Raw genomic sequence first — 25,815 nt, 5'->3', positions numbered from 1 at the left:
CCTTGGCGGTGACCATGATTCACCGCTCGCATTTGTGGTTTCGGCCTAATCTTTTAACCATCTCGGTACGGTGAGTCGGCGAACAGGCTATCGGCGAGGGGGCGATTCGGTGGGCAAGCTGGGGGAGCGGGCTGTCGTCTGTGGTGCGGGAATGGGCGGCCTACTCGCCGCCCGCGTGCTCAGCGACTTTTACGACGCGGTGACGGTGATCGAACGCGACCAGCTGCACGACGACGTCGACCATCGGCGGGGCGTTCCGCAAAGCCGGCACTTCCATGTGCTCTGGAGCCGTGGTGCTCAGGAGCTCGACCGACTGTTTCCCGGCATTCACGACGAGACCGTCGCCGACGGCGCGGCGATCTGCGACGACGGCGACATGTCGCGGGTGTCGATCCGGGTGGCCGGTCACGAGCTGAGCCGTGCGGGCAAATTCAGTGACCCGTCCGCGGTGACGCTGCATCTGCTGAGCCGCCCGCTGCTGGAAGCGCACGTCAGACGCCGGGTCAGCGCCATCGCCAACGTGGAGATCCTCGACGGCCACGAGTTCGTCGCGCCGATCGCGCCCACCCCGCAGCGCGTCACCGGCGTGGTCATCTCCAACCGTGAGACCCAAGCCGAACGGCGACTGGACGCCGACCTGGTGGTCGATGCGATGGGCCGCGGTGCCCGAACGCCCGCCTTCCTGGAAGACCTGGGCTACGAACGGCCGGTGATCGAGAAGTCGAAGACCACCGCCAACTACGCCAGCCTGCTGATGCGCATCCCCGAGGGCATCATCAAGGAGAAGATGACCTTCGTCGTCCCTGAGCCGACAAAGCCGACAGGCGGGGCGTTCTCGGTCTACGAGCACGACACCTGGATATTCACGTTGACCCGCGTCGCGGACAACGAGCCACCCGAAGACCTCACCGGAATGATCCGGATGGCAACACAATTCGCACCGCCGGCGCTGTTGCGGGCGCTGAAGCGGGGCCAGGCCATCAGCGAGATCTCGGTGTTCCGCTATCCGGGAGCGACGTGGCGGCGCTACGACAAGATGGACCGGTTCCCCGAGGGCTTCCTGGTGTTCGGCGACGCCATCTGCAGCACCAATCCGATTTACGGCCAAGGCATGACGGTGGCTGCGCTTGAAGCGAAGTCGCTGCAGGATTGCCTGGCCGAGTCGGACGTCGACGTGAGCCGGCGCTTCTTCGCGGCGACTGCGGAGCACATCGGCCCGATGTGGGCGTCGAACCAATTCAACGATCGCTACATGAACAACGGTGATCCGGAGAACGTCCCTTCCAAGGAACTGCTGGACTTCCGTGAGGCGATGCTGTCAGCCGCGGAGACCAGCCCGGCTATGAGCGAAAAGCTCTATCGCTCAATGAATCTCGTCGACCCGCCGACCGACTACAGCCCGCTGCTGGCATCCGGCTGAGACTGGATCTGGCGACGGTTGCGCTCGCTGATCTCGGCGTAGCGACCTTCGAGGGCGTCGCGGTCGAGGGTCTGCGCACCGGCGATGGCCTGCTCGGCGGCCAGCGCCGGATCGGTGATCGGCGCAGCGCCGGTCACGTAGATCTTCTTGAGGCCGGCCATGATCGGCGCCGGTACTTCGGCGATCTGAGCGGCCAGTTCGACCGCCCTGGCCAGCAGTCGGCTGTGCGGCACCACTTCGGTGACCAGGCCGATTTTCTCGGCTCGCGTCGCGTCGATCACCTCACCGGTCATCGACAGCCGCCGCGCCATCGCCGCCCCGACCACCTGGGGGAGTCGCGCCGTCATCCCGCCGCCGGGCAGGATCCCGACGCGCGCGTGGGTGTCGGCGAACACCGCCCGCTCGGAAGCGATGAGAAAGTCGCAGCCCAAAGCCATTTCGAGCCCGCCGGTGAACACCGCTCCGTTCACCGCGCCCACGATCGGCGTGCGCATCTCGCCGGTTTGACGGATACAACTCTGGTTCTGAAACTGCTCGAAGTAGACCGAGCCGAGCCGCTGGGCCTCCTTGAGATCGACGCCGGCGCAGAACGCCGGGTCGGCACCGGTGAGCACCACTGCCCGCACCGACGGGTCGTCGTCGGCTTCGCGGAGAGCGGCGTAGAGCGTACCGATCAGGTCGGGGCTCAACGCGTTTCGCTTCTCGGGCCGGTTCATGGTCAACACCCGGACCGGGCCGGTGTCGTCACTGAGAACCAGCGGCGAGGTCACGTCAGGAACTGAGCGGCCTGTCGGGCGAGATCGAGCAGTGGCTGCGGGAAGATGCCCAATCCGATGGTGATCGCCGCGCAGATCGCGATGGCCGCCTTGCTCCAGAAGCTGGGCATCACGACGTGGACCGGCTCGGCGTGCGGTTCGGTGAAGAACATGAGCACGATCACGCGGACGTAGAAGTAGGCGGCGACCGCGCTGCCGATGACACCGACGATGACCAGCGGCACCGCTCCGCCCTTGGCCGCGGCCGAGAACACCGCGAACTTGCTGATGAAGCCACTGGTCAGCGGGATGCCGGCAAAAGCCAGCAGGAACATCGAAAACAGCAGGCCCACAACGGGATAACGCTGACCCAGCCCGGCCCAGTGCGCGGTGGTGGCGTCTTCTTCACCGTGCGCGTTGCGAATCAGGCTGACGACTGCGAATGCGCCCACCGTGCTGAAGCTGTAGGCGACCAGGTAGAACATCGTCGCTGCCAGGCCGACCGGGTTGTCGGCGATCACACCGGTGAGCAGGAAGCCGACATGCGCGATCGACGAATACGCCAGCATCCGTTTGACGTCCGTCTGGGTGACCGCGGTGACGGTACCGACCGCGATGGTCAGGATCGCGATGGCCCACAGCACCGGTCGCCACTGATCGTGCAGCGGCGGCAGCGCGACATAGACGACGCGCAACAGTGCGCCGAAGGCCGCGACCTTGGTGGCGGCGGCCATGAATCCGGTGATCGGAGTCGGAGCGCCCTGGTAGACGTCGGGGATCCAGGAGTGGAAGGGAACCGCGCCGACCTTGAACAGCAGCCCGACCGACAGCAGCGCGACACCGGTCAACGCCAGCGAGCGGTTGTGGTCGACGGCCAGGGCTTTGGCGATGCCGGTCAGCGACAGCGTATCGGTGGCGCCGTACAGCAGCGCGACGCCGTAGAGGAAGAAGGCAGACGAAAATGCGCCCAGCAGAAAGTATTTGACCGCCGCTTCCTGAGACAGCAGCCGGCGGTGCCGGGCCAGCCCGCACAGCAGGTACAGCGGAAGCGACAACACTTCGAGCGCCACGAACATGGTCAGCAAGTCGTTGGCCGCCGGGAAGACCAGCATGCCGCCGACGGCGAGCATCGTCAGCGGGAAGACCTCGGTCTGGCTCGCGCCGACCCGCTGTGCCTCGTGCTCGGCGGCGCTGTCCGGCACCGCCGATGCCTGCGGGGTGAATGAGTCCAAGCCGGCCGGCACGTGGGCGGTGGCCGTGGCGGCACCCGGCCCGGCGGCCGCGTTGTCGCCCTTGTAGCGCTCGGCGAAGAAGAAGATCGCCAGCACAGCGACCAGCAGAACGGCACCCTGGAGCAGCAGCGTCGGCCCGTCGACGGCCAGTGCGTGCTGCACCGCGAATCGGCCCGGCGGGTCGAGTTGACGAGCGACGACGATCACCGCGGCGATCGCCGCGCTCAGACCACCGAGCGCCAGCAGGACCTGGGCGCCGTAACGGGTCCGCCGGGGCAGGAACGCCTCGATCAGGACACCGGCTATCGCCACGCCGAAGACGATGAAAATCGGTGACAGGATCCCGTATTCGACGCTGGGCGTCGGCATCGGTGCGGTGGCGAGAAGCGTCATCGGTGCGGTCCTTCCGCCATTCCGGGTATGCGCGCCGTTCCCGGTCGCACAATCGGCGCGGGGTCGTGGGCACCGATGGTCGTCATGGTGTTGCCCACCGCCGGATTGATGATGTCGAGCACTGGCTTCGGGTAGATGCCGAGGACCAGCAACAGCAGGATCAGGGGAGCGACGACCAGGATTTCGCGCGGCACCAGGTCACGGATCCGCTCGTTGCCCTGCGTGACAGGGCCGGTCATCACCCGCTGGTACAGCCACAGGATGTAGATCGAGGAGAGCACCAGCGCGACCACTCCGACCGCCGCCGCCAGCCAGTAGCGGTTGTAAGCGCCCAGCAGCACCAGGAATTCGCTGACGAACGGTGCCAGTCCGGGCAGCGACACCGTGGCCAGTCCGGCAACCAGGAACGTGCCCGCCAGCACCGGCGCCACCTTCTGGATGCCGCCGTACGCGGCGATCGACCGGGTGCCGCGTCGCGAGATCAAGAAGCCCGCTATCAGGAACACCGCGGCGGTGGAGATGCCGTGATTGAGCATGTACAGCGTCGCACCGCTCTGCCCCTGACTCGTCATCACGAAGATGCCGAGAATGATGAAGCCGAAGTGTGAGATCGACGTGTAGGCGATCAGCCGCATGATGTCGGTCTGGCCGATCGCCACAATCGCGCCGTAGATGACACCGATCAACGCCAGAGCCACGATGACGGGCCGGAAATACGTTGAGGCATCGGGGAACAACTGCAGGCAGTACCGCAGCATGCCGAACGTGCCGACCTTGTCCATCACGGCGGTGATCAGAACCGCGGTCGCCGGCGTCGACTCGACCGCGGCGTCGGGCAGCCAGCGGTGGAACGGCCAGAGCGGCGCTTTGATCGCGAAGGCGAACATGAAACCCAGGAACAGCGCCTTGAGTACACCCGACGACGCGTTCAGCGAGCCGGTGGTGACGGCGGCGACGATCTGACGGAAATCGAAAGTGCCCGAACCGTGTTCAGCCGTCACCACGTACAGGCCGATCACGGCGGCCAGCATGATCAGTCCGCCGAACAGGTTGTACAGCAGGAACTTGACCGCGGCGCGTGACCGGTGGGCACCGCTGCCGAAACCACCGATGAGGAAGTACATCGGGATGAGCATGGCTTCGAAGAACACGTAGAACAGCAGCACGTCGAGCGAGACCACCGAGATCAGCACCATCGATTCGATGGTCAGCGTCAGCGCCACGTAGGCCTGGGTACCGCGGGGCTTGTCGCCGCCGTCGTTCCAGCCCGCCACCAGAAGGAACGGCACCAGGATGGTGGTCACCAGCACCAGCATCAGCGCGATACCGTCGACCCCGAGCGTGTAGCCGGCGCCGAAAGCCGGTATCCAGGGGTGAGATTCGGTGAACTGGTAGGTCGGCCCGCCGGCCCGGAAGGCCAGCGCGAGTGCGATCGACAACGCCAGCACCGCGACCGAGACGGCCACGCCGAGCCACTTGGCGAGCTGGCGCGCACCGGCCGGAAGCAGAATGATCACCACGGCGCCGACGAGCGGCAACAGCCACAGAATCGAAAGGCACGGACCGTTGGTCATGAGCGCCGCTCCTCTTCATCGCTACGCTCGGCACCGATCGTCGTCGACGGCGCGAAGGCGGTCACCACAGTTGCACCGCCAGGATCCCGGCGGCGACCAGCGCCGCTCCGGCCAACATCGACAAGGCGTAGTTACGGGCGAATCCGGTCTGGAAGCCGCGTAACCACTCCGATGCACGACCCACCAGGTTGGCCAGCCCGTTGACCGAGCCGTCCACACCTTGGTCGTCGAAATCGACTAGCGCGTGGGTGAATTGCGCCCCTGGACGCATGAACGCTCCCTCGTTGAAGGCGTCTCCGTAGAGGTCGCGGCGGGCGGCCATGGTCAGCACCGACACGTCGGTCGGGGCGGTCTCGGGTATCGGTTTGCCGAGGTATCGCCAGAGCGCGACCAGGAAGCCGACTGCGACGATGCCGACGGCCACGGCACTGACCACCCAACTCGGCGCGACGGGGGTGCTCTCCTCGAAGGTGGTCACCGGCTCCAGCCAGTGCTGCAGCGTGCCACCCCAGCCCAGCAGCCCGCCGGAGAACACCGACCCGACCGCCAGCAGGATCATCGGCCAGGCCATCAGCGCGGGCGCCTCGTGCGGATGCGCGTCGGCGGCCCAACGCTTTTTGCCGAAGAAGGTCAGCAGCATCACCCGGGTCATGTAGAACGCGGTGATACCGGCGCCCAGCAGCGCGGTGCCACCGAGAATCCAGCCGCCGGCCCCACCCGCTCCCAGGGCGGCTTCGATGATGGCGTCTTTGGAGAAGAAGCCGGCGAACGGCGGCACACCGATGATCGCCAGGTAGCCGAGGCCGAACGTGGCGAACGTGACCGGGAGGGCGCTGCGCAGACCGCCGTAGTGGCGCATGTCCTGCTCTTCGTGCATCGCGTGGATGATCGAGCCGGAACCGAGGAACAGGCCCGCTTTGAAGAAGCCGTGCGTGAGCAGGTGCAGGATCGCGAACGCGTAGCCGGCCGGGCCCAGGCCGGCGGCCAGCACCATGTAACCGATCTGGCTCATCGTGGACGCGGCCAGCGCTCGCTTGATGTCGTCCTTGGCGCAACCGATGATCGCCCCGAACATCAGCGTGACGGCGCCGACGATGATCACGCCGAGCCGGGCGTCGGGGGACAGGCTGTAGAGCGGGTTGGAGCGCACGATCAGGTAGACACCGGCAGTCACCATGGTGGCAGCGTGGATCAGCGCGGACACCGGAGTTGGACCTTCCATCGCGTCCCCGAGCCAGGCCTGCAGCGGAACCTGGGCGGACTTGGCGCAGGCCCCCGACAGCAGCAGCAGCCCTATCCACGTCAGCGCGCTGGGGCTGGCGCCCGCGGCCTGACCGAAGACGCCCGAGTAGGACAACGTGCCGAAGTTGGCGAAGATGACGAAGATCGCCAGCGCCAGCCCGGCATCGCCGACCCGGTTCATCACGAACGCCTTCTTGGCCGCGGTGGCCGCGGTCGGCTTGTGATACCAGAACCCGATCAGCAGGTAGGACGCCAGACCCACGCCTTCCCAGCCGGCGTAGAGCCCCACGAAGTTATCGGCCACCACCAACAGCAGCATCGCCGCCAGGAACAAGTTCAGGTACGCGAAAAACCTGCGGCGGTCGGGGTCTTCGGCCATGTAGGCGACCGAGTAGATGTGGATCAGTGACCCGACCCCGGTGATCAGCAGAACGAAACAGATTGACAGTTGGTCGATTTGAAGACCGAAATCGACCTGCAGGCCGTTGACCGGGATCCAGGTGAACAGATTCTGGACGATGGTCCGGGCGTCGCCGTGACGGCCGAGCATGTCGGTGAGCAACGACAGGCCGACCGCGAACGAACCCAGCGCGGTCAGGCAGCCCAGCCAGTGTCCCCAGGTGTCGGTGCGCCTACCGCCGAGCAGCAGGGTCGCGGCGCCGGCCGCGGGCAGCGCGACGAGCAGCCAGATCAAATGTGTCATCCCCTCAGCCCTTGAGCAGGTTGGCGTCGTCGACCGAAGCCGACTTACGGGCGCGGAAAATCGTCATGATGATGGCGAGCCCCACCACCACCTCGCAGGCGGCGACGACCATCGTGAAGAACGCGATCATCTGACCGTCCAGGTGACCGCGCAGCCGGGCGAAGGTGACGAAGGCCAGGTTCACCGCGTTGAGCATCAGCTCGACGCACATGAACATGACGATCGCGTTCCGCCGCAACAGGACACCGGCCGCGCCGATGGTGAACAGCAGCGCGGAGAGGTACAGGTAGTTGTGCGGATTCACGACGCACCCCCTCTCGTGATGGCGCGAGAACCGTTGGCGCCGTTGGGTGCCGGCAGGTCACGGTCCTTGACCGGGCGTAGTTCCAGAACCGCGGGCACCGACAGCCGGGACGGCGAACCGTCGGGCAGTCGCGCGGGGGTGTCGACGGCGTTGTGCCGGGCGAAGACGCCCGGGCCGGGCAGCGGGGTGGGGTGGCCGCCGGCCTGGAACCGCTCGATGGACATCTCGCGCTGAGTCTTTCGCCGCTCGAAGCGTTCGCGGTGCGCCAGGATCATCGCGCCGATGGCCGCGGTGATGAGCAGCGCGCTGGTCAGCTCGAAGGCCCACAGGTATTGGGTGAAGATCAGCGCCGCCAGGCCTTGGACATTGCCGCCCGCGTTGGCTTCGGTCAGCCCGACGAAGCCGTGCGCGGCGACGTTGCCGATGCCGGCGATCAGCACGATGCCGAATGCCAGCCCGGCGGCCACCGCCGCGATCCGTTGTCCGCGAAGGGTTTCGACCAGCGATTCCGCGGAGTCCACGCCGATCAGCATCAGCACGAACAGGAACAGCATCATCACCGCGCCGGTGTAGACCACGATCTGCACGACGCCGAGGAACAACGCGTCCTCGATCATGTAGATCACCGCCAGCGAGAGCATCGTCAGGGCCAGTGACATCGCGCAGTAGACCGCGTTGGCGGCCATCACCACGCCCAGCGCGCCGATCAGCGCCAGCGCGCCGAGAATCCAGAACGTCACGGCTTCGCCGGTGGACGTGCGGGCGATCACGTCCGCGGCCAGCAGGGTGGTCACTTCGAGACATCCGTGATCGGCAGCTGGCGAAGGCCGTTGGCGGTGATGTTGCCGCGGTAGTAGTCGGCGTCGGTGGATCCCTCCGCCCGTGGGTGCGGCGCTGGGTTCATGCCCTCGAGCAGGGGTGCGAGCAGGTTCTGCTTTTCGTAGATCAGGTCGGCACGGTTGTCGTCGGCCATCTCGTAGTGGTTGGTCATGGTCAGTGCCCGGGTGGGGCAGGCTTCGACGCACAGCCCGCAGCCGATACAGCGCAGGTAGTTGATCTGGTAGACGCGGCCGTAGCGCTCACCCGGCGAGAACCGGGCCTCATCGGTGTTGTCGGCGCCCTCGACGTAGATCGCGTCGGCGGGGCACGACCAGGCGCACAGTTCGCAGCCGATGCATTTTTCCAGGCCGTCGGCGTAGCGGTTGAGCTGATGGCGCCCGTGGTAGCGCGGCTTCACCGGGCCCGGGTTCTCCGGATAGCTCTCGGTGATCGGGCGCTTGAACATCGCGCCGAACGTGACACCGAATCCGGCGAGGGAACTGAGGAACTTAGCCATTGGCTACCTCCTTGGTCGCTGGCGCCAGCGATTTCGCGGGCATCGGCGGCGTCGGGAAGACCGGTTCCAGGGCCGCCGCGGTGTGTGCGGCCCTCGCCTCCTCCTCCGTGCGACGTCGCTTCTTGCGAAGCTGTCTGTTGCTGAACGGTCTCTGCAACAGATACAGCAGTACGGCGGTGACCACGATGCTGGCGCCGACCAGCACCGCCGTCCAGTGCGCAAAGCCCTGATCGCGCAGCGTGCGGATCCCGGCGGCGATCAACGCCCAGACCAGCGAGACCGGGATCAGGATCTTCCACCCGAGCGCCATGAACTGGTCGTAGCGCAGTCGCGGGAGAACGCCGCGCAACCAGATGTAGAGGAACAGGAACACCCACACCTTCGCGGTGAACCACAGCACCGGCCAGAAGCCGCTGTTGGCGCCTGCCCACATGTTCAGCGGCCACGGCGCGTGCCAGCCGCCCATGAACAGCGTCGCGGCCAGCGCGGACACCGTCGTCATGTTGATGTACTCGGCGAGGAAGAACATCGCGAAGCTCAGCGACGAGTACTCGGTGTGGAAGCCGGCGACCAGCTCGCCTTCGGCCTCGGGCAGGTCGAACGGTGCCCGGTTGGTCTCGCCGACCATCGACACCAGGTAGGTGCAGAAACTCGGCAGCAGCAGGAAGATGTACCAGACCCGGTCTTGCGCCGACACGATCTGCGAGGTGGACATCGTTCCGGCGTAGAGGAATACGGTCGCGAACGACAGCCCCATCGCGACCTCGTAGGAGATCACCTGCGCGGTGGAACGCACGCCACCCAGCAGCGGGTACGTCGAACCCGAGGACCATCCGGCGAGCACGATGCCGTACACCCCGATCGACGACAGCGCCAGGATGAACAGCACCGCCACCGGCAGGTCGGTCACCTGAAGCGGCGTCCGGTGGCCGAACACCGAAACCTGTGGACCGAAGGGGATGAACGCAAAGGCGGTGATCGCGGGGATCGTCGAAATAGCCGGGGCGAGAAGGAAAATGGGCTTCTCGACGCCGAACGGGATGAGCGGCTCCTTGAGCGCCAGCTTGATGCCGTCGGCCAGGCTCTGGAGGTAGCCGCGCGGGCCGACCCGGTTGGGGCCCCAGCGCATCTGCATCCGGCCCAGGATCTTGCGTTCGGCGAGGATCGCGATCAGCACGGTCAGCACCAGGAACACAAAGACCAGCAAGGACTTGGCCAGGATCAGCCACCAGGTGTCTTGCCCAAAACCGGTCATTGTTTGCTCGCTCCAATGCTCACCACTGCGCCGGGAGTGACGCCCAGTTGCCGGTGCACCGCCGAGCCCGGCGAGTTCAGCGGCAGCCATGCCACGTGGTCGGGCATCTCGGTGATCGTCAGCGGCAGGGTGATCGAGCCGCGCGCGGTGCTGACCGTGACGTCATCACCGTCGGCGGCGCCGAGGCCGTTCGCGGTGGCCGCCGACAACCGCACCACGGGTTTGCGCGCCGTACCGGCCAGGTGTGGCTCGCCGTCCTGCAGCTGGCCGTCATCCAGCATCATTCGCCAGCCGGCCAGAATCGCTTCTCCGGCACCGGGTTTCGGGGCCTCGGCCGCGGCGGCGGTCGGGGCAGGTGCGGGCGCGCCGTCCCAGGCGCCCAACCGGTTGAGATCGTCCAGACCGGCGGCCACAGTGGGGAATCCGAGGTCGATGCCCACCTCGTCGGCCAGGGTGTCCAGCACCCGGCAATCCGGCGTGGCGGCGGGCGGCAGCGCGCCGGCGAAGCTGCGTTGACGGCCTTCCCAGTTCACGTAGGTACCGGCCTTCTCGGCGGCCGGAGCGATCGGGAAGACCACGTCGGCGCGTTCGGTGACCGCGCCGTGTCGCAGTTCGAGGCTCACCACGAAACCCGCGGCGTCGAGTGCGGCGAGGACCGCGTCGGGGTCGGCGAAATCGTTGGGGTCGATGCCACCGACCAGCAGCGCGCCCAGGCTGCCGTCTTTCGCGGCGGCCAGGATGCCCTCCGCGTCGCGCCCTTCGGCGGTCGGCAGATCGGCGACATTCCAGCCCGCGGCGACCTGCGCGCGAGCCGTCTCGTCGCTCAGCGGACGGCCGCCGGGCAGCAGCCCCGGCAGCGCCCCGGCCTCGATCGCGCCGCGATCACCGGCGCGGCGCGGCACCCACGCCAGTTTGGCGCCGGTGCTGTCGGCCAGCCGTGCCACGGCAGACAGGGCACCGGGCGAACTCGCCAGCCGCTCACCGACCAAGATGACGGCGCCCGGCTTGGCCAACAGTCCTTCGAGTTCACCGCCGGCCAGCCCGTCCAGCGCGGCGGCCTCGCCACCCGGAGCGGTCTCGATCAGCGTGCCCTGCATCTTCCGTAGACCGTTGCTGGCCCACGGTGCAATCGAATGCACCGGCAGACCGTGCTTACGTGCGGCCTTGCGCAGCCGCAGGAACACGATCGGCGACTCTTCCTCGGGCTCGAATCCGACCAGCAGCACCACCGGCGCCGACTCCAGGTCGGAGTAGCTGGTCGTGAGCGGCTTCCCGGCGACGCGAGCGGCCAGGAATTCGGTCTCCTCGCTAGAGAGGGGACGGGCGCGGAAGTCGATGTCGTTGGTGCCCAGCACGATCCGGGCGAACTTCGAGTAGGCGTAGGCGTCCTCGACGGTCAGCCGCCCGCCGGGCAGCACACCGGCCCCGCCGGCGGCCGTGGTGAGTCCTTGGAGCGCCACGGCGACCGCATGCGGCCACGAGGCGGGCTCGAGCGCGCCGTCTTCACCGCGGACCAGGGGAGTGGTGATCCGGTCGCCCTGGGTGGCGTACTTGAACGCCCAGCGACCCTTGTCGCAGTTCCACTCCTCGTTGACTTCGGGATCGTCACCGGCCAGCCGGCGCAGCACCTTGCCGCGGCGGTGGTCGGTGCGCTCGGCGCAGCCGCCGGCGCAGTGCTCGCACACGCTCGGGCTCGAGACCAGGTCGAACGGGCGGGCCCGGAACCGGTAGGCGGTGCCGGTCAGCGCCCCCACCGGGCAGATCTGCACGGTGTTGCCGGAGAAGTACGACTCGAACGGCTCGTTGGCATAGATGCCCACCTGCTGGAGCGCGCCACGCTCCTGCATGTCGATGAACGGGTCACCGGCGATCTGCTCGGAGAACCGCGTGCAGCGCGCGCACAGGATGCAGCGCTCGCGGTCCAGCAGCACCTGCGACGAGATGTTGATCGGTTTGGTGAACGTGCGCTTGACGTCGTCGAACCGAGAGTCGGCGCGGCCGTTGGACATCGCCTGGTTCTGCAGCGGGCACTCGCCGCCCTTGTCGCACATCGGGCAGTCCAGCGGGTGGTTGATCAGCAGCAGTTCCATCACCCCGTGCTGCGCCTTGTCGGCCACCTCGGAGCTGAACTGCGTGCGCACCACCATGTCGTCGGCGACCGGAATGGTGCACGACGCCATCGGCTTACGTTGGCCCTCGATCTCGACGATGCACTGCCGGCACGCGCCGACCGGGTCGAGCAGCGGGTGATCGCAGAATCGGGGGATCTGCACGCCGATCAGCTCGGCGGCCCGAATCACCAAGGTGCCCTTGGGAACACTGACTTCGGTGCCATCGATGGTCAGCGTCACCAGCTCGGGCTCGGTGACCTTTTCGCCGGTGTCAGCGGTTTGCGTCATGAGGCTCCATTCGAGGCGAGCATGGACAGCTTGGGATCGAACGGGCAACTACCCCCGTCGATGTGGGCGACATACTCGTCGCGGAAGAACTTGATCGACGACGCCACCGGGCTGGCCGCACCGTCGCCCAAGGCGCAGAACGACTTTCCGAGAATCGCGTCGGCGATGTCGGTGAGCTTGTCGAGGTCACCGGCGGTGCCCTGACCGCCTTCCAGGCGGTGATAGATCTGACTCAGCCAGAACGTGCCCTCGCGGCATGGCGTGCACTTGCCGCACGACTCGTGCTTGTAGAAGTCGATCCAGCGGCCCACCGCGCGCACCACGCAGGTGGTCTCGTCGAAAATCTCCAGCGCTTTGGTGCCCAGCATCGACCCGGCCGATCCGACGCCCTCGTAATCCAGTGGCACGTCGAGATGCTCGTCGGTCAGCAGCGGCGTCGACGACCCGCCGGGAGTCCAGAACTTCAGCTGGTGACCGGCGCGCACACCGCCGGCGTAGTCGAGCAGTTCGCGCAGCGTGATGCCCAGCGGTGCCTCGTACTGGCCCGGGTTGGTCACGTGGCCCGACAGCGAATACAGCGTGTAGCCGGGGGATTTCTCGCTGCCCATCGAGCGGAACCAGTCGACGCCGTTGAGCACGATCGACGGGACGCTGGCGATGGTCTCGACGTTGTTGATCACCGTCGGGCAGCCGTACAGGCCGGCGACCGCGGGAAACGGCGGCCGCAACCGCGGCTGACCACGACGGCCTTCCAACGAGTCCAGCAGCGCGGTCTCCTCGCCGCAGATGTAGGCGCCGGCGCCGGCGTGCACCACCAGCTCCAGGTCGTACCCCGACCCGCCGATGTTGCGGCCCAGGTAACCGTTTGCGTAGGCCTCGGCGACGGCGTTCTGCAGGCGCCGCAGCACCGGCAGCACCTCACCGCGGACGTAGATGAACGCGTGGCTGGCCCGGATCGCGTACGACGCGATGATGACGCCCTCGACCAGGACGTGCGGGGTGGCCAGCATCAGCGGAATGTCTTTGCAGGTGCCAGGTTCCGACTCGTCGGCGTTGACCACCAGATAGTGCGGCTTGGCCGCGGCGCCACTGTCGCCCTGCGGGATGAACGACCACTTGGTACCGGTCGAGAAACCCGCGCCACCGCGACCACGCAGCCCGGAATCCTTGACCGCCGAGATCACCGCGTCCGGGTCGAGTTTCAAGGCCTTGTCGAGCGCCTGGTAGCCGTCGTTGCGACGGTAGGTTTCCAGCGTCCACGACTCCGGGTCGTCCCAGTATCGGCTCAGCACCGGAGCCAGCGGTGTCGGTGACGCCATTATGTTTTCTCCCCCGCCGGCGGTGCTGATTTCTTCTGCGGCTCCTCGGCAGCGCTTCGCTCTGCAGTGTCGCCGGCACTCATGTTCTTCTCCTTGGCCACGCGCAACCCGGCCAGCGTCGCCGCGCCGGCGCCGCCCTGGCCTTCGTCCGGTCGCTGGTCCGGGAAGCCGGCCAGAATCCGCTCGGTTTCCTTGAACTTGCACAGGTTTCCGCGGGTTGGAGCCGGCGGATTACCGGAACGCAGACCATCGACGAGCGTGCGCGCCGAGTCGACGGTCTGGTTGTCGTAGAACTCCCAGTTGACCATCACCACGGGCGCGAAGTCGCAGGCGGCGTTGCATTCGATGTGTTCCAGGGTGACCGAGCCGTCGTCGGTGGTCTCGCCGTTGGCCAGGCCGAGGTGGTCCTTGAGTGAGTCGAAGATCGCGTCGCCACCCATCACCGCGCACAGCGTGTTGGTGCACACCCCGACCAGGTAGTCGCCGGTCGGTCCGCGCCGGTACATGGTGTAAAAGCTTGCGACAGCGGCAACTTCGGCACCGGTCAGACCGAGCTGGGCGCCGCAGAACTCCACACCGGCCGGGGTGATGTAGCCGTCCTGTGCCTGTACCAGATGCAGCAGCGGCAGCAGCGCCGAGCGTGGACTCGGATAGCGGCCGATGATGTCCTTGGCGTCGACCTCGAGCTGGGCCTGCACATCGGCCGGGTAGGACTGCGGCGCGCCGTCGGTGACGAACTGGCCGGGCTCCTCCGGTGGCGGCCCCAGGCGGAGGAACACCCGCTCGCCCTTGTCGGCGCCGGGCTCGCCGTTGCCGGCGCCGGCTTGGGGTGCTGCGGTCATCGGTCTACTCCGCCCATCACGGGGTCGATACTGGCCACCGCGGTGATGACGTCGGCGACCATGCCGCCCTCGCACATCGCGGCAACGGCTTGGAGGTTGGTGAACGAGGGGTCGCGGTAGTGCACCCGGTACGGGCGGGTGCCGCCGTCGCTGACCATGTGCACACCCAACTCGCCGCGCGGCGATTCGACGGCGACATAGACCTGCCCGGCGGGAACGCGGATTCCCTCGGTGACCAGTTTGAAGTGGTGGATCAGCGCCTCCATCGAGCCGCTCATGATCTTCTCGATGTGCTCCGGCGAGTTGCCAAGTCCGTCCGGCCCGACTTTCAGGTCGGCCGGCCAGGCGATCTTGCGGTCCTCGATCATGGTCGGGCCGGGCTTCAATTTGTCCAGGCACTGCTCGACGATCTTGACCGACTCCGACATCTCCTTGACGCGAATGATGTAGCGGCCGTACGAGTCACACCCGTCATCGGTCATCACGTCGAATTCGTAGTTCTCGTATCCGCAGTACGGTTCGGCCTTACGGAGGTCATGGGGCAACCCGGTGGACCGCAGGCACGGACCGGTCACGCCGAGGGCCATGCAGCCCGTCAGGTCCAGGTAGCCGACGTCCTTGGTGCGGGCTTTCCAGATGGCGCTCTCGTTGAGCAGGTTGCCCATCTCGTGCAGAGCGAGCTTCAAATCCTTGAGGGCCGCCGCGATTTCGGTCTTGGCGTCGGGTGGCAAGTCCTGCGACACGCCCCCCGGACGGATGTAGGCACTGTTCATCCGCAAGCCGGTGATGTATTCGAACAGCGTCAGGATGATCTCGCGGCCCTTGAAGCCGGTGAACATCGGCGTCATCGCGCCCAGCTCCATGCCACCGGTGGCCAGCGCGACCAGGTGCGAGGAGATCCGGTTGAGCTCCATCATCATCACCCGGATGACGTTGACCCGCTCGGGGATTTCGTCGGTGATGCCGAGCAGCTTCTCCACGCCCAGGCAGAACGCCGTCTCGTTGAAAAACGGTGACAGGTAATCCATCCGGGTCACGAACGTCACGCCCTGCGTCCAGTACCGGTATTCGAGATTCTTCTCGATTCCGGTGTGCAGGTAGCCGATTCCGCAGCGCGCGTCGGTGACGGTCTCGCCCTCGATCTCCAGGATCAGGCGCAGCACGCCGTGGGTGGACGGGTGTTGCGGGCCCATGTTGACGACGATCCGCTCGCCGGGCTCACCGCGCTGCCGGGCGGCCTCGACGATCTTGTCCCAGTCCTGCCCACCGAGAGTTACCAGGGTTTCACTCATCAGTTGTACGACCTCCGCTGGTCGGGCGGGGGAATCTGGGCGCCCTTGTACTCCACCGGGACGCCACCGAGCGGATAGTCCTTGCGCTGCGGGTGCCCCTGCCAATCGTCAGGCATCTGGATCCGGGTCAACGACGGATGGCCGTCGAAGATGATGCCGAAAAAGTCGTAGGTCTCGCGTTCATGCCAGTCGTTGGTCGGATAGATGCCGAACAGTGACGGGATGTGCGGATCGCCATCTGGCGCAGCCACTTCCAGCCTGACCCGACGGTTGTGGGTGATCGACTTCAGCGGATAGACGGCATGCAACTCGCGGTCCGTCTCGTCCGGGTAGTGCACGCCGTTCACGCCCAGGCAGAGCTCGAACCGCAGCTGCGGGTCGTCGCGCAGCCGGCGGGCGACCTGCGGCAACAACTCACGCCGCACGTGCAACGTCAGCTCGTTGCGGTACACCACGACTTTCTCGATGGCGTCCGCGAATTCGACGTTGTCGTCGGATTGCAGCGCCTCGGCGAGCCGGTCGACCAGCTCGTCGAAGTAGAAGCCGTACGGGCGGGGGCTTCCTTCGTCGATCGTGACCTGGCGAACCAGGCGTCCGTATCCCGACGTGTCGCCGCTACCGCGGACGCCGAACATGCCACGGCGCACGCTGATCCGTTCGGCGTCAGAAGCGTCGGCACCGACCGGAGTGCCGCCGACCTCGCTGGTCGCCCGCTTCGGGTCGTGTTCCGGAGAACTCATCGCAGCAGCCCGAGGTGCTCGATCGTCGGCCGGGCGGACAGCGCCGCCTGCTCGGCCTCGGCGATCGCCTGCTCGCGGTTGACGCCGAGCGGCATCTGCTGAATCTTCTCGTGCAACTTCAGGATTGCGTACAGCAGCATCTCCGGCCGCGGCGGGCAGCCAGGCAGGTAGATGTCCACCGGCACGACGTGGTCGACGCCCTGAACGATCGCGTAGTTGTTGAACATCCCGCCTGAAGATGCGCAAACACCCATCGCCAGCACCCATTTGGGCTCGGCCATCTGGTCGTAGATCTGACGCAGCACCGGCGCCATCTTCTGGCTGACGCGGCCGGCGACGATCATCAGGTCAGCCTGACGCGGCGTTGCCGAAAACCGTTCCATGCCAAAGCGTGCGATGTCGAACCGCGGGCCCGCGGTGGCCATCATCTCGATGGCGCAGCAGGCCAGTCCGAAGGTGGCCGGCCACAGCGAGCTCTTGCGGAAGTATCCGGCCAACTGTTCGACAGTGGTCAGCAGAAAGCCGCTGGGGAGTTTCTCTTCAATGCCCACGATTTACCTCAATCCCAAGTCAATCCGCCGCGGCGCCACACGTACGCGTAGGCCACGAAGACGGTGAGCATGAAGACCACCATCTCGATCAGCGCGAACAAGCCGAGCTGGTCGTAGCTGACCGCCCACGGGTACAGAAAGACGATTTCGATGTCGAAGACGATGAACAGCATCGCCGTCAGGTAGTACTTCACCGGGAAACGCTGGCCGCTGCCGGCGTGCGGCGCGTTGGCCGGCTGGTCGCTGGGTTCGATCCCGCATTCGTAGGCCTCCAGCTTGGCCCGGTTGAAGCGGGACGGACCGGTGATCTGGGCGAGTGCGACCGAGCCGAGCGCGAACGCGGCGGCGATCCCTCCGAGTACGAGAATGGGTAGGTACAGATTCATCCCGCGACGACGCTTCCTCACTCTGGTCTATGGGCTGGACTGTGAGCGCAACCACAGCCTAGCGACCGTGTGCGGTCGCGCGCTCATCAGGTTAGATGTGACCTCAGCCACAACATCACCGGTGCTGGGCGCGACCAGACCCTCGCCGCTGGGCCACGCCGGTGGGAACCGCGAAATCGGAAGTGCACGAAAAGAATCCGCCTACGGATAAGACGGATATGACGAGGTGTTCGGTGCGGTCCCGCAGCTGATCCGCGGGCGGGTTCTACAGCCGGTCGAAGTGCTACTGAACCGGCGTACGCAGCAGCTCCAGGACGGTACGACTCAGCCGGATCGGATCGATCGGGTGGGGAACCGCGCCCTCGGCACGTGACCAGCTGGCCAGCCAGGCGTCGTCCTGGCGCCCGGTGAGCACCACGATCGGCGGACCGTCGTCGATTTCGTCCTTGAGCTGCTTTGCCAGGCCCATGCCACCTTCGGGAGTCGCCTCGCCGTCCAGGATGGCCAGATCGATGCCGCCCGCGTCCAACTGCTGGACCACCACGGGGCCGGTCGCAACCTCGACGTAGCTCAGCTCGGGCAGGTCCGGGTGGACCCGTTTGCCGAGCGCCAGCATCACGGCCTGTCGGGTGTTGGGGTTGTCGCTGTACACGAGGACCCGCAAGGGGCTGGTGGCAGACACGGTCCAGATCGTACTGCCCGGCGCCGATCCGGGCCGCACATCGGCCGGGTCGAACTAACCCGCTGCCGTCAGGTCTACTGCGGCGTGCGCACGAAGTACGCGTCGGCCGACACGGTTGCCGTCTTCCCGACCATCCCCAATCGATTCCAGCCGATGTCGAATTGGTCGCGATCGATCACCGATTGTCCCGTGACTCGCACACCCCCGCCGTCGAGCGCGTGCACCTGAACCGGCAGCGGGACCGGCGCGGTGACCCCTTTGATGGTGAAGGCGGCTTGCAAGTGGGCGGCATCGCCAGGACCGGGCTCGATCCCGGTCACTTCCACGCGGATCTCCGGGTAACGGTCGGCATCGAAGAAATCGGCCGATCGCAGGTGCTCGTCGCGCTTGCCTATGCCGGTGCGCAGCGAGGCGACCTGGATGTCGAACCGACCGAAGATCGCACCCTTGCCGGTGATGTGACCGTCGCCGTTGGTGCCGCTGAACTTCCCTTTGACGCTGAGCAGGCCCCAGAAGTTTTTGACGCTGAAGCCGACGGTGGATCGTCCGGGGTCCAGGGTCCACGTCCCGGGGTCGTTCAGCAGTGTGTCGAGCTCCGTCATTTACGCCACTCCTCCTCATCGCTTCGCTCTGCATCGTCGTCGGCGGAGTCATCTACGCCACTCCTCGTCATCGCTTCGCTCCGTCTCATCCCACAATCGGCGCGAGATCGGCCGGGTCGAAATATTCGTCGATCCGGTTGATCCGGCTGTTGTCGTTCACCTTGATCACGATGCAGACCCGCAGCGCGATCGACCCGCCGTTGGTTCCGGCGGCATGCAGGATGTGCTGCTGGACGAACCCGCCGGGGAACAGCTGACGGTCGAGAATCTCGTAGCGGCGCTGGCTGGTCACCCGGATGAACCATCGCAGGACCTTCATCGCCCGGACCTTGTCGTCGTCGCGCTCAGCGGCGGCCCGCCACACCGCGATGTCGTCGGCGAAGAGTTCGTCGAGTCGCGGCTCGTCACCACGTTCGATGGCGGCGAACAAATCGTCGGCAACATCGGCAGCGGGCATCGCGTAGCTCCCTATTCGTCCTGGTAGCCGGGGTGGGCAGCGGCCAATCGGCGGCCGACCAGCGCCCGCAACGCCGACTGCACCGGGGCGTCGGCCCCGTTCACCTCGCCGGCCCGGATCGCTGCGGCCAGGTCGGCCTCGTCGGCGTATCCGGTGCGAGCCAGGGCCTCGACCACGCCGTCATCGGGGTCGGCTCGCAGCTCCCGCTCGACCATCCGCAGCGCGTTGGAGGCCACCCGGGAGTGAAAGTTGACCTGACCCGACGTCGACTCCCGCACATCGGTCTCGAGGAATTCGGCCACCGCGGCAACCAGTTCCGCCGCCGTGGGTCGACCGTGCGCGGTGGTCATCGAGTCGCGGGCGCTTCCGGGCCACGGTCGACGCCGCTGCGCAGCTTCACCGAGGCGGAGTAGGCCAGGGTCCGGAACCGGAGAACCGGGTCCTCGGAGGGCTCGATGCCGTCGGTGACGCGCATCGGGTCGAACACCACGATGTCGCCGCCGTGTTCGCGTTCGGTGTCGACACCGGTGATTTCGAGGCTGCCGACGGTGATGGTCTGGTCGCTGTTCCAGGGCTTGGACGGGTCCACGGTCGAGTCGCCGTGCGCGGCGATCTGCACCTGGTAATCGAACCGAACCGGTTGGGAGGCAAGACGTTCGTCGAGTTCGTGGATCAAGAAGTCGGCATCTTTGGCCTTAGCGACGTCCGGCGGCAGAATGTCCTCACCCGCGGCGGGTCGCAGGTGGTAGCGGACGAAGCGTGCGCTGCCGTCAGCGGCGACCCAACGGAACGCGTGCAGGCCGTGATAGGTGATGGCGCCGTAGCTGGCGGGCACCTTGTTGGCTTCCTTGACCACCGGCAGCGACTTGACGAAACGCGGGTGGGTGGCGATGTAGCCGATCAACCGGAGCGGGGCGGTGGGGCCGGGACGTGACGCGCGCAGCAGCGAGATGAAGCCGTCGGGGGTGCTGGCCGGGAACAGCTTCGCGGTCTGGGTGGAGACGTCGGTCGTCGATCCGTCCGGCAGGGTGAGCTTCACTGCCAATCCGCGCACCCCGGGAGCATTGTCGGGTTGCTGCGGATTGCCGGAACCGCTGGAGAATCGGACCAGCGCCGGCACCGTCGCACCGCTGAGATGAGCGGCTCGGGAGAGGGCTGCGGCTTCGGGGGCGGCGGTGAAGGCGCCGCGGTAAAGCTTCCCCTTGGCGTGCAGCGCCCGGTTGCCCGGTTGCGCCCCGCCGGCTGAGCGAATTGCGTCGATTGCCTGATCAGGAGTGACCACAGCACAACCCTAGGCTTTCAACGCGCATCCGCGACCGCGTTCTCGAGCAAGTCGAGCAAGTCCCATTCCGTCTCGCAGACGCGTCGGCCGATGGTCGCGAGTTCGACCGAGGGAGTCTGCCCGCTCAGGTGGCGTTCTGCCTGGTAGCGGCAGATGACACCCCAGCGCAACGTGGCCTGCACCAGCCACCAGTGAAACGCGGCCCGGTCGACGGCAGCGCCGCCGGCATTTTCGTAACCGTGAAGGAAATCCTCGATGCTGCCCAGCCCACCGGCCGCGAGGTGGGCCGGCGCGCCGAAGCGCCAGGCCCGGATGCAGAACCAGGCCAGATCTTCGTAGACCTCGCCGACGTGCACCAGCTCCCAGTCCAGCACCGCCGCCAGCCCCGATTCGTCGACGATCAGATTGCCCATCCGAAAGTCGCCGTGCACCAGGCGCGTCGGCGATGGCGCGGGCCGGTTGTCGGCCAGCCACCGGAAGGCCCACTCGAACGTGGCGGTGGTGTCGCCGATGGTGTCCAGTTCGTCGCGCCACTGCGCCATCTGGTCGTCGTCGCTGATGCCGGGCAGATCCGGGTCGGCCCGGTGGATCGCGGCGAGCGCTTCGGCGCACTGTCGCAGCAGCCGTTGCCGTCCTGCATCGTCGAGGTGACGCTGGATGCGACGGACGATGGTCTCGCCGCCGATCGCGTCGCAGATCAGGAATGGATTGCCAAGGGCGTCAACAGAATCGTCCGCGACGACGATGTGGGGGACCGGCGCGCCCACGGCAGCCGCGGCGCGTTGGGCGCGGGCTTCGAGTTCCATACCCGCGTGCACCTCGTCGGGCGGGCCGGTGCGAAGGATCAACGGACGCCGTAGCCCATCGGTGACCGCGTCGAATGCCCACGTGGTCCTGCTGGCGCCACCGGTCAGCGTGTGCAGATTCTCGACGACAGTCCCGGGACCCAACGCGGGTTCCAGCACGCCGGCAACTTTCGGTGTCAGGTCGACGGCGTCGATCACGTGCGGCCGAACTTGAACAGCCGCTGGGCCACTCGACGGATCTGGATCTCCTCGGCACCCTCGGTGATCCGGTAGCGCCGGTGATGGCGGTAGATGTGTTCGAACGGTTCGTGCCGGCTGTAACCGAGGCCGCCGAAGATCTGCATGGCTCGGTCGGCGGCATCGCACACCAGACGGTTGGCGCGGTAATTGGCCATCGAGACCTTGTCCGACACCTCCATGTGGTGGTCGCGGTCGAGGTGCCACGCGGCGTACTGCACCAGCAGTCGCACCATCTGGGCCTCGGTCTGCAGCTCGGCCAGCGGCCACTGTACGGCTTGGTTGGCCGATAACGGCTTACCGAAAACCTTTCGTGTGCCGGCATATTCGGCGGCCCGGTCGATGCAGTACTGGGCCGCGCCGAGGCTGCTGGCCGCTTGGCGAATGCGGTTCTCGTGCAAGAAGGTCTGCGCGACCTCCAGCCCGCGATCCACTTCGCCGAGCACCGCGTCGGCGGGCACCCGCACGTCGGTCAATTCGACCTCGCCGTGGTCGGTGGGCATGTTGAAAGTCCACCAGTAGTAGGGGACTTCGAATCCAGGGGCGTCGGTGGGCACCAGGAACGCGGTGATTCCCTGCGCCTGGCCTGGTTCGCCGGAGGTGCGAGCGAAGATCAGGTCGTGGGTGGCCCGGTGCACTCCGGTGTTGAAGCGCTTGGAGCCGTTGACGATCCAGTCGTCACCGTCAGCCTTGGCGTGGGTTTCCAGCCACGTCGCATCGGAGCCGTGCAACGGCTCGGTCAAACCGAAGGCCATCGACCGTTCACCGGTGATCAAGGCCTCCGACCAGTCGGCGCGCTGCTCGTCGGTGCCGAATCGTTCCATCATGATCACCTGCGGGAAGTTGCCGACGATCGACGACTCGTTCTGCAGGTCGTTGTGCAGTCCGAGACCCTTGTGGGCCAAATGTTCCCGAATGACGGCCATGTCGATGTTGGTGCCATCACGACCGCCGAGCGATGCGGGTAGCCCGTAGCGCAGCCAGCCCGCCTTGTCGGCACGGCGGCGCATCTCGGCGAGCAGGTCCTCCCACTCCCGGGTGGGGATGCCGTCATTGTCCCAGTCGGTGCGGGCGTGTTCACGGCGCTGGTCGAAATACTGCATGTTCTCGGCTTGCAGCGGGGCGATCTCACGCTCGATGAAAGCGTCCATGTCGGCGAGTACGCCCGGAAGGTGTTCGGGCAACGTGAAATCCACTCTGATTTCTCCTCAAGTTCCCATTGATGCGCCGTACAGGGTTTTCTTCCACACCGTAGCGAGAGTCGCGATCGCGTCGTCGTTGCTGATCGTCAGTCCCAGCCGCCCGGATCCGGCCGGCCCCACGAACACCGTGGTGAAGTTCTCGAACAGCAGCGCGATGGCCGCGGCGATGTGTTCGGGGTTGAGGTCGGCGGCGTAGCCGTGCTGCTGGACGTGTCGAATCGACGCTGCCACGATGTCCATCCCGAAACGGCGAAACTCGTTCTGCACAGTGGCAAATCGCTGCTGGGTGGTGGCCAGTTGATCGACGGCGATCATGATTCCGATGTTCTGCTTGAACATGTTCCAGTATCCGGTGACCACCGACGTGAAGAACGCGTCATCCTCGGGGGAGTCCGGCAGGTGCAGGCTCAGCCCGGACGGCGTCAGCACCTCATGCAGAAATGACTCCGCGAGAGCGAAGAGCAGGTCTTCTTTGTCGTTGAAATACCGATAGAACACCGCCGCCGATTTTCCGGCCGCCGACGTGATTTCGGCCAAGGTGGTGCCATGAAAGCCGCGCTCCGCAAACAGTTTTCGGGCAGCCTGCTCGATGGCCGCGCGGGTCTGGCGGCCCTTGGCGGTCAGGACGTCAGCGGGCATCGGGTGGCTTCCGGTCGCCGGCCCGCAGCAGCGCACTCGGCAAGTCATGGCCGACAACCGTTTTCGCGACACCCGCGGCATTGATCGCGGCCTGCAGGTCGATGTCGGTGTCGATGCCGCTGTCGCGCAGCAGGTACACCAGGTCTTCGGTGGCGATGTTGCCGGTTGCGCCGGGTGCGAACGGGCAGCCGCCCAGCCCGCCGGCCGACGCGTCCAGCCGGGTGACACCGGACTCGACGGCGGCGTAGGCGCTGGCCAGTCCGGCGCCGCGAGTGTTGTGGAAGTGCCCACCCAGCGGCAGGTCGCCGATCACCGGACGCAGCTGGGCGATCAGCGAGCGCACCCGTCCCGGTGTCGTCGTGCCGATGGTGTCGGCGATGCTGAACCGGTCGGCGCCCAGATCGTGCGCGGACGCGGCGATGTCGAGGACTCGTTGCGGCGGGGTGGGTCCTTCGAACGGGCAGTCCCACGCGACGGCGACGATCACCTCGACGCTGACGTCGCTGTCGTGCGCGATGGCGACGATCTCACCGATCTGCTCCGTGGCCTGTGCGCTGCTGCGCCCGACGTTGGCCTGGCTGAAGGCATCGCTGGCGGCGACCACGTATTCGATCGAGCGCAGGCCCGCCGCAACGGCCCGCTTGGCGCCGTTGGGGCTGGCGACCAGGGCGGAGAAGTCGATATCGGGATAGTTGTACAGCTCGGCCGCCAGCTCGGCGGCGTCGGCCATCGACGGCACCTTCGACGGCGACACGAACGCGGTGGCTTCGATTTCCCGAACCCCGGTTGCGGCGACCGCCGCGAGCAGTTCCAGTTTGGCGGACAACGGGATTGGCTTCTCGATCTGCAACCCGTCGCGCAGCGACACCTCGCGAATGTCGACGTGGCTCATGCGCCGCTCCTCCTACACCGATCGGATCGCACTGCCCTGTCTGTCGTCGCCGGCGGTGTCACACGACGCCCTCGGCCCGCAACTGCGCCAACTCGTCGGCGCTCTTGCCGAGCACGCCGCGGTAGACGTCGTCGTTGTGCTGGCCGGGCCGCGCCGAGCCGGCGTTGCGCACGCTGCCCGGCGATTCCGACAGCACCGGTGAGATGCCCGGCCCCAGCACCGGTCGGCCGAGCCGCTCGTCGTGATGCTCGACCAGCATGCCGCGGGCCCGCAGTTGCGGGTCGTTGACCACGTCGGCAACGGTGTTGATCGGTCCCGATATCACGCCTGCGGCACTGAGCATTTCGATGATGTCGCCGGGCTGGCGCTCGGCGGCCCACGAGCCGATGATCTGGTCGAGTTCGTCCTGGTTGCGGCCGCGGGCACCATGATTGGCGAACCGCTCGTCGGTGGCCAGTTCAGCGCGGTCCATCGCGGTGCACAACCGGGCGAACACGGTGTCCTGGTTGGCCGCGATCACCACCCACGAGCCGTCGGCGCTCTGGTAGATGTTTGACGGCGCGATGCCCTCGAGGCGGGTGCCGGACGGCCCGCGTACCACACCACCGACGTCGTAGTCGGGAATGGTTGATTCCTGCACGGCCAGGCAAGATTCGGTGAGTGCCACGTCGACGACCTGCCCGTGTCCGGTGACACCGCGCCGGTACAGCGCGGCCAGGGCGCCCTGTGCGCCGAACATCCCCGCCAGGCTGTCGCCCAGGGACAACGCCAGCCGCGGCGGCGGACCGCCGGGGAATCCGTTGAGGTAGCGCAGACCACTGGAGGCCTCGGCGACCGAGGCGTATCCGGCCTTGTGCGCGTCTGGCCCGGTCTGCCCGTAGCCCGAGACTCGAACCAGGATGATTCCCGGATTACGTTCGCTGAGAACGTCGTAACCCAGATTCCATTTCTCCAGCGTGCCCGGGCGGAAGTTCTCCACGACGATGTCGGACTTCTCGACGAGATCGAGGAACAACTGGCGGCCATGCGGCTTGCGCAGGTCCAGGGTGACCGCTCGCTTGTTGCGGGCATGCACGGTCCAGAACACGTGATGCCCGTCGACTTCGGCCTGGCCCCAGGTGCGCAGCGGGTCCGGCGAACCCGGCGGCTCGACCTTGATGACGTCGGCGCCCATGTCGCCGAGCAGCCGTCCGGCGAACGGCCCAGCGATCAGGGTGCCCAGTTCCAGCACCCGGATGCCGTCCAGAGCGCCGGGCGGCTCGTTCACGCGCCG

General features: G+C 66.7%; 26 protein-coding genes. 1 reads left to right on the top strand and 25 read right to left on the bottom strand.

Annotated features, from left to right (window positions below; translation table 11 throughout):
- Positions 1-109 precede the first annotated feature (109 nt).
- Positions 110-1,420, top strand: a complete 1,311-nt coding sequence (locus tag ACZYW1_RS04755; RefSeq protein WP_463783708.1) for an FAD-dependent oxidoreductase — start codon at positions 110-112, stop codon at positions 1,418-1,420.
- Here ACZYW1_RS04755 and ACZYW1_RS04750 read toward each other — a convergent pair.
- The 25 genes from ACZYW1_RS04750 to ACZYW1_RS04630 form a co-directional block, all read right to left on the bottom strand.
- Positions 1,393-2,190 carry an enoyl-CoA hydratase gene (locus ACZYW1_RS04750; protein WP_463783706.1) on the bottom strand — a complete coding sequence of 266 codons (798 nt, stop codon included), beginning with the start codon at positions 2,188-2,190 and terminating at the stop codon, positions 1,393-1,395. The two genes, ACZYW1_RS04755 and ACZYW1_RS04750, sit on opposite strands and share 28 nt — an antisense overlap.
- Positions 2,187-3,776 (bottom strand): NADH-quinone oxidoreductase subunit NuoN, encoded by a 1,590-nt coding sequence (gene nuoN, locus ACZYW1_RS04745; RefSeq protein WP_463787679.1) that lies wholly within the window; start codon positions 3,774-3,776, stop codon positions 2,187-2,189. Before nuoN ends, ACZYW1_RS04750 begins: the two co-directional genes overlap by 4 nt.
- 20 nt (positions 3,777-3,796) lie before the next feature.
- Complete coding sequence (locus ACZYW1_RS04740) at positions 3,797-5,374, bottom strand: NADH-quinone oxidoreductase subunit M (RefSeq protein WP_463783704.1); 1,578 nt, start codon at positions 5,372-5,374, stop codon at positions 3,797-3,799.
- 61 nt (positions 5,375-5,435) lie between these two features.
- Positions 5,436-7,319, bottom strand: coding sequence for an NADH-quinone oxidoreductase subunit L (gene nuoL / locus ACZYW1_RS04735; protein WP_463783703.1), 1,884 nt, complete (start codon positions 7,317-7,319; stop codon positions 5,436-5,438).
- Between the two features lie 4 nt (positions 7,320-7,323).
- Positions 7,324-7,623: an NADH-quinone oxidoreductase subunit NuoK gene (gene nuoK / locus ACZYW1_RS04730; protein ID WP_463783700.1), complete on the bottom strand. Its 300-nt coding sequence runs from the start codon at positions 7,621-7,623 to the stop codon at positions 7,324-7,326.
- On the bottom strand, positions 7,620-8,417 hold the full coding sequence (locus tag ACZYW1_RS04725) for an NADH-quinone oxidoreductase subunit J (protein WP_463783696.1): 798 nt from the start codon (positions 8,415-8,417) through the stop codon (positions 7,620-7,622). The genes nuoK and ACZYW1_RS04725 overlap by 4 nt, the downstream gene beginning before the upstream one ends.
- Positions 8,414-8,959 (bottom strand): NADH-quinone oxidoreductase subunit NuoI, encoded by a 546-nt coding sequence (gene nuoI / locus ACZYW1_RS04720; protein ID WP_463783695.1) that lies wholly within the window; start codon positions 8,957-8,959, stop codon positions 8,414-8,416. The genes ACZYW1_RS04725 and nuoI overlap by 4 nt, the downstream gene beginning before the upstream one ends.
- Positions 8,952-10,214, bottom strand: coding sequence for an NADH-quinone oxidoreductase subunit NuoH (gene nuoH / locus ACZYW1_RS04715; protein ID WP_463783691.1), 1,263 nt, complete (start codon positions 10,212-10,214; stop codon positions 8,952-8,954). The genes nuoI and nuoH overlap by 8 nt, the downstream gene beginning before the upstream one ends.
- Positions 10,211-12,613, bottom strand: coding sequence for an NADH-quinone oxidoreductase subunit G (locus tag ACZYW1_RS04710; RefSeq protein WP_463783689.1), 2,403 nt, complete (start codon positions 12,611-12,613; stop codon positions 10,211-10,213). Before ACZYW1_RS04710 ends, nuoH begins: the two co-directional genes overlap by 4 nt.
- Positions 12,610-13,932 (bottom strand): NADH-quinone oxidoreductase subunit NuoF, encoded by a 1,323-nt coding sequence (gene nuoF / locus ACZYW1_RS04705; RefSeq protein WP_463783688.1) that lies wholly within the window; start codon positions 13,930-13,932, stop codon positions 12,610-12,612. Before nuoF ends, ACZYW1_RS04710 begins: the two co-directional genes overlap by 4 nt.
- Positions 13,932-14,774: an NADH-quinone oxidoreductase subunit NuoE gene (gene nuoE, locus ACZYW1_RS04700; protein WP_463783686.1), complete on the bottom strand. Its 843-nt coding sequence runs from the start codon at positions 14,772-14,774 to the stop codon at positions 13,932-13,934. The genes nuoF and nuoE overlap by 1 nt, the downstream gene beginning before the upstream one ends.
- On the bottom strand, positions 14,771-16,066 hold the full coding sequence (gene nuoD, locus ACZYW1_RS04695; RefSeq protein ID WP_463783684.1) for an NADH dehydrogenase (quinone) subunit D: 1,296 nt from the start codon (positions 16,064-16,066) through the stop codon (positions 14,771-14,773). Before nuoD ends, nuoE begins: the two co-directional genes overlap by 4 nt.
- Complete coding sequence (locus ACZYW1_RS04690) at positions 16,066-16,806, bottom strand: NADH-quinone oxidoreductase subunit C (protein WP_463783682.1); 741 nt, start codon at positions 16,804-16,806, stop codon at positions 16,066-16,068. The genes nuoD and ACZYW1_RS04690 overlap by 1 nt, the downstream gene beginning before the upstream one ends.
- Positions 16,803-17,357: a NuoB/complex I 20 kDa subunit family protein gene (locus tag ACZYW1_RS04685; protein ID WP_292991512.1), complete on the bottom strand. Its 555-nt coding sequence runs from the start codon at positions 17,355-17,357 to the stop codon at positions 16,803-16,805. The genes ACZYW1_RS04690 and ACZYW1_RS04685 overlap by 4 nt, the downstream gene beginning before the upstream one ends.
- An 8-nt stretch (positions 17,358-17,365) precedes the next feature.
- Entirely contained in the window at positions 17,366-17,743 is a 378-nt protein-coding gene (locus ACZYW1_RS04680) for an NADH-quinone oxidoreductase subunit A (RefSeq protein ID WP_422203650.1), read from the bottom strand.
- A 283-nt stretch (positions 17,744-18,026) separates the two neighbouring features.
- Positions 18,027-18,425, bottom strand: a complete 399-nt coding sequence (locus ACZYW1_RS04675) for an Rv3143 family two-component system response regulator (protein ID WP_463783681.1) — start codon at positions 18,423-18,425, stop codon at positions 18,027-18,029.
- Between the two features lie 74 nt (positions 18,426-18,499).
- Complete coding sequence (locus ACZYW1_RS04670) at positions 18,500-19,027, bottom strand: YceI family protein (RefSeq protein ID WP_463783679.1); 528 nt, start codon at positions 19,025-19,027, stop codon at positions 18,500-18,502.
- Positions 19,028-19,112: 85 nt separating this feature from the next.
- Positions 19,113-19,484, bottom strand: coding sequence for a nuclear transport factor 2 family protein (locus ACZYW1_RS04665; RefSeq protein ID WP_463783678.1), 372 nt, complete (start codon positions 19,482-19,484; stop codon positions 19,113-19,115).
- 11 nt (positions 19,485-19,495) lie between these two features.
- Positions 19,496-19,834: a DUF6285 domain-containing protein gene (locus tag ACZYW1_RS04660; RefSeq protein ID WP_463783676.1), complete on the bottom strand. Its 339-nt coding sequence runs from the start codon at positions 19,832-19,834 to the stop codon at positions 19,496-19,498.
- Positions 19,831-20,766, bottom strand: a complete 936-nt coding sequence (locus ACZYW1_RS04655) for a catalase family peroxidase (protein ID WP_463783674.1) — start codon at positions 20,764-20,766, stop codon at positions 19,831-19,833. Before ACZYW1_RS04655 ends, ACZYW1_RS04660 begins: the two co-directional genes overlap by 4 nt.
- A 17-nt stretch (positions 20,767-20,783) precedes the next feature.
- Entirely contained in the window at positions 20,784-21,770 is a 987-nt protein-coding gene (locus tag ACZYW1_RS04650) for a phosphotransferase family protein (protein ID WP_463783672.1), read from the bottom strand.
- Entirely contained in the window at positions 21,767-23,005 is a 1,239-nt protein-coding gene (locus ACZYW1_RS04645) for an acyl-CoA dehydrogenase family protein (RefSeq protein WP_463783671.1), read from the bottom strand. The genes ACZYW1_RS04650 and ACZYW1_RS04645 overlap by 4 nt, the downstream gene beginning before the upstream one ends.
- 12 nt (positions 23,006-23,017) lie before the next feature.
- The gene (locus ACZYW1_RS04640) at positions 23,018-23,650 is read right to left on the bottom strand and encodes a TetR/AcrR family transcriptional regulator (protein ID WP_463783670.1); all 633 of its coding nucleotides are present in this window, start codon (positions 23,648-23,650) and stop codon (positions 23,018-23,020) included.
- A complete protein-coding gene (locus tag ACZYW1_RS04635) occupies positions 23,640-24,542 on the bottom strand; it encodes a hydroxymethylglutaryl-CoA lyase (RefSeq protein ID WP_463783668.1) in 903 nt (300 codons plus the stop codon). Before ACZYW1_RS04635 ends, ACZYW1_RS04640 begins: the two co-directional genes overlap by 11 nt.
- 58 nt (positions 24,543-24,600) lie before the next feature.
- Complete coding sequence (locus tag ACZYW1_RS04630) at positions 24,601-25,809, bottom strand: CaiB/BaiF CoA transferase family protein (protein ID WP_463783666.1); 1,209 nt, start codon at positions 25,807-25,809, stop codon at positions 24,601-24,603.
- Between the last annotated feature and the right edge of the window lie 6 nt (positions 25,810-25,815).

The sequence above is a fragment of the Mycobacterium sp. IDUB_36 genome (assembly GCF_055419225.1).
The sequence above is the reverse complement of the archived record's forward strand: the minus strand, read 5'-3'. Positions and strand labels throughout refer to the sequence as shown.